Genomic DNA, 10,929 nt, shown 5'->3' on the forward strand with positions numbered 1-10,929 from the left:
TCCACGCGTCAGGTTGAGTTTCCGACTGCGCCATCACCCCACCGAGAGGCCGTTTGTCCGCAACGTTCGAGTCGCTCACCGTCGTCCTTCCGACCCTGGAAGAGACTCACTCTCTGACGCACACGGTCGAGCGCCTCGTCGGGGACTTGCGGGACGACTTGGCCGAGATCCTCATCATCGTCTGCGACCGCACGACCGAGGCGGCGCTCGAACACGCGAGCGCTGCGGTTGAGAAGTACCCTGACCTGGTGAGCATACACTGGCAGGACCAACCGTTCTTCGGCGGCGCGATCCTCAAGGCGTTCGACATCAGTGTCGGCAGCCACACGCTTCTGATGGCGTCGGACCTCGAGACGAAGCCCGAGGACGCTCCCGTGTTGGTAGCGGCGGCGAAGGCGAACCCTGATGCCGTTATCACTGCCTCGCGTTGGGCCGGGGGCGGCTTCGAGGGCTACAGCAAGTTGAAGCTTCTCGCGAACTGGATCTTCCAGAGGAGCTTTGCGTTGCTGTACGGCGTCGCCCTCACGGACATGACGTTCGGGTACCGCATCTTGCCCACGTATTTGACCAAGACCATCAACTGGGAAGAGAGCCGGCACCCTTTCGTGCTGGAGACGATCGTGAAGCCGCTGCGCCTCGGCGTGCGCGCGGTGGAGGTTCCGACCTCCTGGAAAGCCCGAGTGGAAGGGCAGTCCGTAAACCCATTCATGCGCAACTTCGAGTACTTTCGTCCGGGCCTGAAGACGCGTTTCATGGACCCCAAGAAGATTCTGAAGAGCGACGCGGAAGCGGTCTGATCCCTCAAAAACCCCATCGGAGCGTCGTCGATGTGCAAGGTGATCGTAACCACAACCATCAACCCGCCCACCGACGCACTGCGGAAGTTCGCAGCGATGCCGGAGTGGGAGTTGGTGGTCATCGGCGACAAGAAGACACCGACCGACTTCCACATCGACGAGGCGACCTATGTCACGCCGGAAGAGCAGGAGAAGTACGATCCCAAGCTCTCGGAGGCGCTCGGCTGGAACGTCGTGGAGCGCCGCAACTACGGCTTCCTGTGGGCGCTGGACATGGGTGCAGAGATCGTCGCCGTGGTCGATGACGACAACGTGCCACTCGAGAACTGGGGCGAGCAGATCTTCGTGGGAGAGGAGATCGAGGTCGACTACTACGAGACCGACCTGCTCGCTTTCGACCCGATCGCGGTGACGGAACACAGCCATCTCTGGCACCGGGGATACCCGCCGCAGCTGCTCGCCGAGCGCGATTTCGGTGAGCCCACGCGGAAGGTCGTCGAGCCCGACGTGCAGGCCGACTTCTGGAACGGCGACCCGGACATCGACGCGATCTGCCGCATGCAATTCAAGCCGGACGTGGTGTTCGACCCCGGTCGCTTCCCGCTCGCGTCGAACAAGATCGGCCCGTTCAATTCGCAGAACACGTTCGTCAGCCCGGATTGGCTCGGCGAGTACTTCCTCTTCCCGCACGTAGGCCGTTTCGCCGACATTTGGACTGGGTACTTCGTGCAGGCACACGGCGCGACGCTCGTGTACGGGCCTCCTACTGTGCGGCAGGACCGCAACGTGCACGACCTCACCCGCGACCTCGCGGCCGAGTTCGTCGGATACGAGCACACGCTTGCGCTGCTCCAGCGCCTGACCGAGCACCCGATGGCGATCTTCGACTTCATGCCGGAACGGTCGGCGCTCTCCTACAAGGCGTACCGGAAGCACTTCGAGTGAAGCAGAAACCCGTGCCGCTCAGGCCGCCCGCGTGACCTTGGCGGGGTGGTCGGGTGATGCGAACCACACCGACGGTAGGTGGGCGTCATGCGATCTGTCGTTCGGGTAGTGCGCGCCGTCCGCTGCACGCGTTATTCTGAGCGCCTCCACCGACATTTCAGCTTCATGAGGTGCCTCATGCGGTCGCGCGAGCTCCGCGCCTTCCCTGGCGTTCTCTTCGCACTTCTGGTCACCCTCCCTGCGCCGACTTTCGGCCAGAGCGTCCGGCAGGCAGGCCGCTCCGATGCCGGTATGGTCGCCACCGCCCACCCCCTCGCGACGGAAGCGGGTGTGCGCATGCTGGAGTTGGGCGGAAATGCAGCCGACGCCGCCACGGCTGCCGGATTCGCGATCGCCGTGGTCGAGCCGACCATGAACAGCATCGCCGGTCGAAATCAGATCCTGGTGCGCACTCCCGACGGCGACCTCCATGGCATCGACGGTACTACCCAGGCCCCGTGGGACTACGACTACGACACGGCTCCCCAAGCCAGCTATGGCTATCCCGTCATCGGCGTACCCGGCGCGCTCGCAGGCCTGATCAAGCTTCACACGGAGCACGGGTCGCTCCCGCTCGAGACGGTGATGGCTCCCGCGATCGCTTACGCGGAGAACGGCTTCCGTGTACTACCCGGTGACGCGGCGCGCCAGCTCAGTGGGCTCAGCCAGGCTCAGGAGTTTCCGGGCACGGTCGACGTGTACTACAAGGGCAATGGCACAAGCCACTTCGCCGGAGACTTACTCGTCCAGCGGGACTACGCGAACACGCTGCGCAAGATCTCCCAGGGGGGAAGGGACGTCTTCTATGAAGGTGAGATCGCCGAAAGGATGGCGGCAGATCTAGGAGCGCACGGCAGCGCGGTCACACTCCAGGCGTTCAAGGACTACGTGGCCGAGGACAGCCGGATCGTTCGGGGCAGCTACCGGGGTTACGACCTGATCGGCATGGACGTGCCAGCCGCCGGTGTGCTGGCAATCCAAGCGCTCCAGATCATGGAAAACTTCGACCCCTCGTCGATGACCGAGCCCGAGTGGTTTGCCATCACCGCCCAGGCCCTACGCATGGCGTCGGGTGAGCTGCGCGTCCTGGGTACGGACACGGCCGCCGCGCGCGCGACCTCCAAGCAGTACGCCGCCGGGCTCGCGGGAGAGGTACTCGCGCCCGCCCAGGTGCCGGCCGGACTCCATGACCCGGTCGCGATCATCGAAGACCGTGGCGATCTGTATGGGGGCCACACGACGCACCTCTCCACTGCGGACGCCAACGGAATGTTCGTCGCGCTCACGCAGACGCTCGGACCGAACATGGGCTCGAAGGTTGTGACACCCGGGCTCGGCTTCCTCTACGCGTCGACGCTCGGAGGATACCTTGGCCCGATGGAAGCAGGCGCTCGAGCACGCTCGAACATCTGCCCGTTCATTGTCATGAAGGACGGTGAAGTCGTGCTCGTGCTCGGCGCCGCCGGCGGAGGCATGATTCCACCCGCGGTCGTGCACGCGATCACACGTGTGATCGACTTCGGCATGTCGCTGCCAGAAGCGCTTGCCGAGCCACGCGTGGCGGGTGGCCGCAGTGGCGCGTTCAACGCCGAAACGAGTGCGGACATTGGGTGGACAGCCGCGGAGTTGGACGAAATGCGCGCGCTTGGCATCGAGATCAACCCGACGCCGCGCCCCGGTGCGTTCGGCCGCGTGCACGGCATCCAGTACGACGAAGCGACGGGGACCTGGATCGGTGCCGCCGATCCGGACTGGGAGGGCAGCGCGCGCGGGCCGACGATCCAGCGCGTCGGCAACTGAGTGGTCAACTGAGTGGGGCCGCACGGATCGAGAGAGAACACTTTTTTCTTGGAGCTAGCACGATGATGCGATACGCACGCACTGCCCTTCTCGGCATGGCCGCGCTCGGTTTTCCCGCCCTCGCCGCCGCGCAGGACGGCAAGGTGATGGTCGCGACTTACATCGACGACAACGCGCAGACGTTCGGCGATATCGCCCAGGAGATCTGGGAGCTGGCCGAGCTCGGATACCTCGAGACGGAAAGCTCCGCGCTTCTGCAGGCGACCTTGCGCGACGCGGGCTTCACGATCGAGTCGGGTGTCGCGGGCATTCCGACGGCGTTCGTTGCGAGCTGGAGCAACGGTGACGGCCCGATCGTCGGGATTCTCGCGGAATACGACGCCCTACCCGGCATCACCCAGGACCGAAGCCCCATCCGCTCGCCGATCGCGGGCAAGCCGCAGGGACACGCGTGCGGACATCACCTCTTCGGGACCGGCTCCACCGCGGCGGCCATCGCCACGAAGCGGTGGATGGAGGCTACGGGTCAGCGGGGGGAGATCCGACTGTTTGGCACACCCGCAGAGGAAGGCGGGGCCGGCAAGGTCTACATGGTGCGCGCCGGTCTCTTCGACGACGTGGACGTCATGCTCCACTGGCACCCCGGCGACCAGAACGATGCCGGCGCTTCGAGCACGCTCTCCAACAAGTCCGCCAAGTTCCGCTTCACCGGGATCTCCGCTCACGCCGCGGGGGCTCCGGAGCGTGGCCGCTCCGCGCTCGACGGCGTCGAAGCGATGAACAACATGGTCAACATGATGCGCGAGCACGTTCCTCAGGAGTCGCGCATTCACTACGTGATCACTTACGGTGGCGCAGCCCCCAACGTGGTTCCGGACTTCGCGGAGGTCTTCTACTACGTACGGCACCCCGATCCCGAGCACGTGAAGACCATCTTCGAGCGCGTGGCCAAGGCGGCGGAAGGAGCGGCCCTCGGCACCGGTACCACGATGGAGTACGAAGTCATCCACGGCCTGTACAACATGCTGCCCAACGTCACGCTCCAAGAGGCGATGCACGCCAACCTCGAGCGCGTAGGCGGGGTCTTCTACGACGATGAGGAGTTGCGTTTCGCGGAGCTGATCCATCGCACCTTCCCCGCGGACGCACCTCCGCTCGAGTCGGCCGCCCAGATCCAACCGTTCTCCGTCACGGAAGAGGGAAGCGGCGGGTCCACGGACGTGGCCGACGTGAGTTGGATGGTCCCCACCGCCGGCATGAACGCGGCGACGTGGGTACCGGGGTCGTCCGCCCACTCGTGGCAAGCGATCTCGGCCGGCGGCACCACCATCGGTGAAAAAGGCATGATCGTCGCGGCCAAGACGCTTGCGATGACCGCCATCGACTTGTTCACACGCCCCGACCTGATCGCCGCGGCGACGGCGGAGCACGCGCGGCGGATCCCCGAAGGCTGGGTGTACGAGCCGCTTCTCGGTGATCGTGACCCACCGCTCGACTACAGGAAGCCGGCAGGGCCTGGGGGTGGGTGAGGGGGTCACGCCCTAGGCGTCCTTTATCATCAATCTGCCCACTCTCGAGCGGGCAGGGATCTCGCCTGAGATGGCGATCCACCTCGAGAAAGCCTTCGGGGGATCCGCACGCCATTGGCTGCAGCTCCAGATGAACTTCGATCTATGGCAGGGGGAGCAGGGAGCGGAGGACCTGGATATCCCTCGGCTCCAGCCCGTGTAACAGTTCCTCAGGACATGCAAGTTCACGACGAGAGGGTTTACACGCGGATTCTCAGCAACGGCTCGCTCGGCTTCGGCGAGTCGTATCCGTGCCGATATCGACAAGAAAGTCTGCGCCAACTGGAGATGAGCTCGTCCCACAACCTACGGTCCCCCTGTCGTACGCCTCGACGCCGCCACCCTTCTTGACTCCAGGTTCTCGCTCAGTATATTGGTGTCAGAGAAAGGTCGTTTGTATCTACTACCGATACATACAATATCTCTATGACACGTTCGATTTCGCCGACTCTGGCACCTGTCTTGGGGCTCCTGGAATTGAATCGGCCGGTCACCGTCAGCAGGAAGGAGATGGAGCTCCTTGTCTGCGAGGCTGGGGTGGGCTGGCCGGTAAACGTGGTAATCCAGCGGCTCTCGAAGCTTGGCTGGCTAAAGGAGACGGAGGCCCGGGGTGTTTGGGAGTTCCTACCTGCGGAACGAGCCGGCGCCTTCTCCACGGGTGACCCACTGTTGTCGCTGAGGGCGACGCTCACCTCCCACCCGCACGTGCCCGTAGCCGTAGCTCTGGGCTCGGCCCTGTGGTATCTGGATATCGCGGATCGGCGTCCGGACGTGACCGAGGTTGCCTTACCTCCCAGGAGTCACGTTCCAGCAGCGATAAGGCGGAGTTACCGAGTCGTCCGTCACGAGACCCGCCTGCCTCCGGTTCAGGTGCGGGCGATTCCGGTTCATGCCCCGGCGAGTGTGCTCGTTCATCTTGCGACCCGACCCACAGATGTCCGAAGCTGGGCAGCAGTGCTCGAGGTGCTGCCGGAACTCGTAAGTGCTGCCGAAGAGGTGGACATCCTTACCGAGATCGAGGGGCGAACGCATGCTACTCGCGCGCGCTTCGCCTACCTGGTAGGGGGAATCGCACCAAAGCTCGTGGAGCGGCTGCGAGTCCAGGCCAGGGGGAAAGTCTGGTTCGGCCCGAGGGGTCCCCTGCGGAGGCACGATTCCCGATGGAACATCGCGGATACCCTCCTTCCTTTCCCCCCTTCTGAGCTCGGATCACAAAGGTGATCGGGGATAATCATTCGCTCACGCCGGGATATGTGGCTCGACACGTGTCCCGAGACTCGCCGGCGGGACCGGACGTCGCTGTCCTGGACATTGCTCAGGATTTCCTCTTGGCGCATCTGGAAGAATGTGGCGTTTTTGAGCACCTAGCGGTGTTCAAGGGGGGGACCGCGCTCCGGAAGCTATTCGCCGGTGCTCGAGGGAGGTTTTCCACGGCCCTTGATTTAGCTGCGGCGGACGTGGATGCCGATCGCCGAACCCTCGCCCAGCTCGTCGCTCGTGAGTCCGATGTCACGTTGGGGCCGTTTCGGTTCCGCCCCTCAGAATCCCGCGGCCGGTGGCGCATTAGCGTCTCCAGCTCCCTAGGAGATCCTATGATCTCGATCAAACTCGATGTAGGGCCTCCGTGTTGGTTGGAGCCGGAACTCCGGCCGTTCGTTCCCGTCTCCACCCATGAGCGGTATGGGTTCAGGTTGCCTTCAATCCCCACCATGCGGCTCGAAGAGATCCTCGGGGAAAAGATCGCACGACTTACGCGCACGTCGACGGCAAGGGATGCGTCCGATCTGGTTTGGGCGGCAACCACCTCTCCTCATTCCGGATTTGACCGTGATCTTGTCCGCCGTTTGGCGGTTCTAAAAGTGTGGGTGGACATCCATGGACTCCGGCCCGGTTGGAATCCCGCGCTAGGCCCAGTCCGGTTCGAGCCTGACGCCTGGTTGTCCAGCCGGGAATCATGGGACGATGAACACATTGGTCTGCTTGCCCATGCTCCACCTTCCGTAGGCCAACTCGGAAGTGATCTCCAGAACTGTTACTCATGGCTACGCGACCTGTCTGAGGAGGAAACTCGATGGGCAGCAGCCGACATGAACGACCGTGGTGACGTGATTGAAGGGATTCAGAACTTGGATGGCGGCGCACTGGCTGAGGCCCATCTTTGGTAGCGCGATCCCCTCTGGGATCCCCAGGATCAGCGGGACTGCCGCACCGGCCTGGCGCACAAAAGCAAAGGCCGGCCCAAGGGCCGGTCTCGCGAACCTGGGCCACGAACGATGCCACGTTCGCGCGGAACGCAGTCAACGGCTGAATATCCTCGGTCGATTTCATGCGGGCCATGTGGGGGCCCTTATGTACGCTATAAAGTACGGATTAGTGTACGAAAAGAGACCGTCTCATGAAGAGCAAGGACAAGTCCCGCTACGAGGGAGAAATCTGAGAGATTCTCCTGGGCGCTACGATGGCTGGCTCGGTGCCGCCCGGCCGCGGCATGGCATGAAATAGTATCATGAACTAGATTCATGACATGACCCATGATCCCGGGACACCAAAGCCGCCACGCGTATCCGAGCCTGTGCAGGTCTACCTGCACCGACCGGACCAGGACCGTCTAGGGCGCCTGACGGAGCGCCTTGGTACCACCAAATCCGACGTGCTCCGACGCGGGTTGGAAGCGCTCGAGCGTCAGTTGACCGACCCTGACGATCATCCAGCCCTGCGGATCATCGGGTTGGGCGCGTCGGACGCCGACCCACCCCCGGCCACGGATTCGGTGGAAGAGCACGACCGCTTCCTGACCGACTCGGAGGTCGCTTCTTGGGGCCACACCCCAGACGGTTCCAATGGCACCTGAGCTCTTCGTAGACACCAGCGCTTGGTATCCGCTGGTTGACCGCAACGCGCCGGGTCACGCTCGCCTGGCGGCAGTCCTACGGGAGCGCATCACCAGCGGCTGGACGCTAGTTACGACGAATCTCGTGATCGCCGAATCTCAGGCGCTGATCATGCGACGCATCGGGAAGGAGACAGCGCTGTCCTTCCTGCTGGAGGTGCGCGCCGCCCCGAACATCGTGGAGTTCAGCACGCCGGAACGGGAGGAGCGGGCCGAGCGCGACTGGTTGGCGCGGTACTCTGATCAGGCGTTTTCGCTGATCGACGCCGTGAGCTTCACCGTCATGGCGGAGCGCGGGATCGGTGAGGCGCTGGCACTGGACCGGCACTTTGCTACCGCGGGGTTTGTGCTCGCCCAGTAAAGAATAGGCGTGCCATGGCACTACTCCTCACCGGATCAGCAGCCGCACGTCCGCCCCCAGCGCCGCGAGAAGGCGCACCATCTGATCCAGCGTCTTGCCGGCCCAGGTCTATTTCGGGCCCCGGCCCAACTCCACCAAGGTTGGAGTGAACAGAATGCCCGAAGGGTTGGTGGGCGGGCCTTGGAAAACGAAGTTCTTCTCGACGTCGAAGTCCACGAGTAGCACCATCAGCTGCCCTTCCATCACGTTGACCGGCTCGGAGAGCTGCACGTTGATCCCGGACTCCGATCCGCTGGGCACGCGCAACGAAGCCTCGGTGCTCCCGTCACGAAGTGTGAACCCCTCGATGAACGTGACGCGTGCGCTATCCACCACGAGACGGAGTTGGGTGTAAACCCCGGCATCGACCATCACGGGATCGGTGAGATCTGCGACCACACCATCTCGCAAGTCGAGCAGGTCATAGTGGCGCGGGTTCTCGGGGTCGTTGAACAGGTCGACGGGTCCCCCGCCCCCTCCCCCGCCCTGGAGGAAGACACGGGAAATCCACACCTCCGCCGACGCGAGTTGATCCGCGGGCGCATCGGTGAGCTGTATCTGGATCAAGGCCGGTTCGCCTACCTGCTGGATGCTACCATCCCCACACGCGAACGTGGAGAGGATTCCTACAGGGACGATCGCCAGGCAAAGTCGGCGTCCGAAGGTTTGCGCTACCATTTTGACATCTCCTGCTGGCCATGGGCTATCCGGGGGTTGGGACAGCGGACACTAAGGAGAGCAAGAGACGTGCCCCGTAGAAACGACAAGCGTTATATGGCTAAGTGTTTTTCACACAACCACTTACAATCATGTCCCCTGAGTGGAGGGGGCGTCGAATCAGAAAAAGAGTTTCAGATCGCCGGAAGATAGGTTCGGAGCTGAAGGAGCGGATGGGAAACCGATGTGAAAGGGCGGCTGTCAGCACGCCGGAAGAGGTGGCATCCACCGGACCTCGTAGAGCGACTTTGACCTTCCCGATCTTGTACAGTATTGTTGTACAACTTAAGGGAAGCGATTCATGACAGAACACGTCAGCTACAGCTACGCACGCCAGAACTTCGCGAAGATCCTCAGCGAGGCCGAGGAGCGCCAGGAACCCGTCATCATCCGGAGGCGGGGTCATGAGGATATGGCGCTGATTCCTGCGGACGAACTCCGCAGTCTCGAGGAGTCCGCGCACCTGCTCCGTTCTCCCAAGAACGCGCGACGCATCCTTCAGGCCCTCCAGCGGGCCCTCGAGAATGCCGGCGTCGCGGAGACCCCCGGGTCCTTGAGATCGCAGCTTGGCCTCGAGTAGGCACGCCCCTTCGACCCGGGCGGCCTACTTCCAAGACGAGTTCAGGGAGGATCTGCGTTACTGGATCGACACCAAACGGCGCGTCGCACTCAAGGTCATGGATTTGGTGGAAGCAGTCACCCGAGATCCCTTCAAGGGAATCGGAAAGCCCGAGCCGATCAGGCATCTCGGAGCGAACGTGTGGTCGCGCCGAATCACTCAGGAGCACCGACTCGTATACCTGGTGCGCAAGGATCGGATCGACTTCCTTCAGTGCCGATACCACTATTGAGGAACGGCGGGGACCGCGGAGTCGAGGGTATCGCGTGAGGTAGATGCTTGACGAAGATACACAGTACACACACATTCTGTGTATCATGGCAACCAAGACCATCTCTCTTCGTGTAGAAGCGTACGAAAAACTTCGCCGCGCCAGGACGCACCCGACCGAATCGTTCAGCGACGTCGTCATGAGGGCTCGGTGGGACGAGCAAACGGTGACGGGAGGCGAGCTTCTCACCCTGGTTCGGGAGCGTGGCCCCTTGTACGACTGCGATGAGCTCGACGTGATCGACGACATGAAGTCCACGGGGAAGGCTCCGGCGGATAAGTGGTCGACGCCCTGATTCTGGAGACCAGCTTTCTGGTCGACCTGGAACGAGAGCTGATCGCCGGGGAGGCCGGGCCGGGCCAGCGCTTCCTCGAGTCACACCAAGCCCAGAAGCTCCACATCACGTTCACCATCGCGGGTGAACTGGCCGCCGGACCTCGCATGAGCGAACGAGCCACCTGGGATGAGATGGTGTCTCCGTTCGAGGTGCTTCAGTGTACGACGGAGGTGGCCTGGAGGTACGGTCGTCTTTATCGGTACCTGAAGGAGAACGGGCTGTTGATCGACGCGAACGATCTTTGGATCGCGGCTACGGCTCTTGCGTTTGGGATGCCGGTGGTGACGCGCAATGAGCGGCACTTCGGGAGGGTGCCGGAGCTGGGGGTTGTTGGGTATGGGTGAGGGGTTGGGGTGAGTTTCCTCCTGTTGCGCTGGGGGGTCCCCTTCGGCCGTGAACTCTTCTATCGAAGTTTGGCCGATGGGATGGTGGGGTGGGTCTGGGAGCGAGGGGGTGCCTGGACGCGACTCCTCAGGATGTGATCGGAAAGCACAGCTCCATGGGAGCCGGGAACTGGTGACTCACGTGAAACGGTCTCCGATAGAC

13 protein-coding genes are annotated in these 10,929 nt (G+C 63.0%); 12 read left to right on the top strand and 1 reads right to left on the bottom strand.

Annotated features, from left to right (window positions below):
• Positions 1-53 precede the first annotated feature (53 nt).
• The 8 genes from IIB36_13950 (at position 54) to IIB36_13985 (ending at position 8,400) form a co-directional block, all read left to right on the top strand.
• Entirely contained in the window at positions 54-797 is a 744-nt protein-coding gene (locus tag IIB36_13950; GenBank protein MCH7532842.1) for a glycosyltransferase family 2 protein, read from the top strand.
• Positions 798-827: 30 nt separating this feature from the next.
• On the top strand, positions 828-1,742 hold the full coding sequence (locus tag IIB36_13955; GenBank protein MCH7532843.1) for a hypothetical protein: 915 nt from the start codon (positions 828-830) through the stop codon (positions 1,740-1,742).
• A gap of 177 nt (positions 1,743-1,919) precedes the next feature.
• The gene (locus tag IIB36_13960) at positions 1,920-3,581 is read left to right on the top strand and encodes a gamma-glutamyltransferase (protein ID MCH7532844.1); all 1,662 of its coding nucleotides are present in this window, start codon (positions 1,920-1,922) and stop codon (positions 3,579-3,581) included.
• 65 nt (positions 3,582-3,646) lie between these two features.
• Entirely contained in the window at positions 3,647-5,110 is a 1,464-nt protein-coding gene (locus IIB36_13965) for an amidohydrolase (protein MCH7532845.1), read from the top strand.
• A gap of 549 nt (positions 5,111-5,659) precedes the next feature.
• Positions 5,660-6,370: a hypothetical protein gene (locus IIB36_13970; GenBank protein MCH7532846.1), complete on the top strand. Its 711-nt coding sequence runs from the start codon at positions 5,660-5,662 to the stop codon at positions 6,368-6,370.
• Positions 6,367-7,314 carry a nucleotidyl transferase AbiEii/AbiGii toxin family protein gene (locus tag IIB36_13975; GenBank protein MCH7532847.1) on the top strand — a complete coding sequence of 316 codons (948 nt, stop codon included), beginning with the start codon at positions 6,367-6,369 and terminating at the stop codon, positions 7,312-7,314. Before IIB36_13970 ends, IIB36_13975 begins: the two co-directional genes overlap by 4 nt.
• Before the next feature lie 359 nt (positions 7,315-7,673).
• Positions 7,674-8,000, top strand: a complete 327-nt coding sequence (locus tag IIB36_13980; protein MCH7532848.1) for a hypothetical protein — start codon at positions 7,674-7,676, stop codon at positions 7,998-8,000.
• On the top strand, positions 7,990-8,400 hold the full coding sequence (locus IIB36_13985; protein MCH7532849.1) for a PIN domain-containing protein: 411 nt from the start codon (positions 7,990-7,992) through the stop codon (positions 8,398-8,400). The genes IIB36_13980 and IIB36_13985 overlap by 11 nt, the downstream gene beginning before the upstream one ends.
• A 108-nt stretch (positions 8,401-8,508) precedes the next feature.
• Here IIB36_13985 and IIB36_13990 read toward each other — a convergent pair whose 3' ends face one another.
• A complete protein-coding gene (locus tag IIB36_13990) occupies positions 8,509-9,117 on the bottom strand; it encodes a DUF4382 domain-containing protein (GenBank protein MCH7532850.1) in 609 nt (202 codons plus the stop codon).
• Between the two features lie 340 nt (positions 9,118-9,457).
• Between IIB36_13990 and IIB36_13995 the strand changes: the two genes are divergently transcribed.
• The 4 genes from IIB36_13995 (at position 9,458) to IIB36_14010 (ending at position 10,727) form a co-directional block, all read left to right on the top strand.
• Positions 9,458-9,736: a type II toxin-antitoxin system Phd/YefM family antitoxin gene (locus tag IIB36_13995; protein MCH7532851.1), complete on the top strand. Its 279-nt coding sequence runs from the start codon at positions 9,458-9,460 to the stop codon at positions 9,734-9,736.
• Positions 9,723-10,007, top strand: coding sequence for a Txe/YoeB family addiction module toxin (locus tag IIB36_14000; GenBank protein ID MCH7532852.1), 285 nt, complete (start codon positions 9,723-9,725; stop codon positions 10,005-10,007). Before IIB36_13995 ends, IIB36_14000 begins: the two co-directional genes overlap by 14 nt.
• An 85-nt stretch (positions 10,008-10,092) precedes the next feature.
• The gene (locus tag IIB36_14005) at positions 10,093-10,341 is read left to right on the top strand and encodes a hypothetical protein (protein ID MCH7532853.1); all 249 of its coding nucleotides are present in this window, start codon (positions 10,093-10,095) and stop codon (positions 10,339-10,341) included.
• The gene (locus tag IIB36_14010) at positions 10,326-10,727 is read left to right on the top strand and encodes a type II toxin-antitoxin system VapC family toxin (GenBank protein MCH7532854.1); all 402 of its coding nucleotides are present in this window, start codon (positions 10,326-10,328) and stop codon (positions 10,725-10,727) included. Before IIB36_14005 ends, IIB36_14010 begins: the two co-directional genes overlap by 16 nt.
• Positions 10,728-10,929: the final 202 nt, after the last annotated feature.

It is taken from the genome of Gemmatimonadota bacterium (assembly GCA_022560615.1).
GTDB lineage: Bacteria > Gemmatimonadota > Gemmatimonadetes > Longimicrobiales > Gaopeijiaceae > UBA1138.

What these genes read in the sequence shown, in the direction of transcription:
- IIB36_13955 (MCH7532843.1), top strand. Translation starts at nt 828, where the DNA reads ATGTGCAAGGTGATCGTAACCACAACCATCAACCCGCCCACCGACGCA.
- IIB36_13960 (MCH7532844.1), top strand. Translation starts at nt 1,920, where the DNA reads ATGCGGTCGCGCGAGCTCCGCGCCTTCCCTGGCGTTCTCTTCGCACTT.
- IIB36_13965 (MCH7532845.1), top strand. Translation starts at nt 3,647, where the DNA reads ATGCGATACGCACGCACTGCCCTTCTCGGCATGGCCGCGCTCGGTTTT.
- IIB36_13970 (MCH7532846.1), top strand. Translation starts at nt 5,660, where the DNA reads ATGGAGCTCCTTGTCTGCGAGGCTGGGGTGGGCTGGCCGGTAAACGTG.
- IIB36_13980 (MCH7532848.1), top strand. Translation starts at nt 7,674, where the DNA reads ATGACCCATGATCCCGGGACACCAAAGCCGCCACGCGTATCCGAGCCT.
- IIB36_13985 (MCH7532849.1), top strand. Translation starts at nt 7,990, where the DNA reads ATGGCACCTGAGCTCTTCGTAGACACCAGCGCTTGGTATCCGCTGGTT.
- IIB36_13990 (MCH7532850.1), bottom strand. Translation starts at nt 9,117, where the DNA reads ATGGTAGCGCAAACCTTCGGACGCCGACTTTGCCTGGCGATCGTCCCT.
- IIB36_13995 (MCH7532851.1), top strand. Translation starts at nt 9,458, where the DNA reads ATGACAGAACACGTCAGCTACAGCTACGCACGCCAGAACTTCGCGAAG.
- IIB36_14005 (MCH7532853.1), top strand. Translation starts at nt 10,093, where the DNA reads ATGGCAACCAAGACCATCTCTCTTCGTGTAGAAGCGTACGAAAAACTT.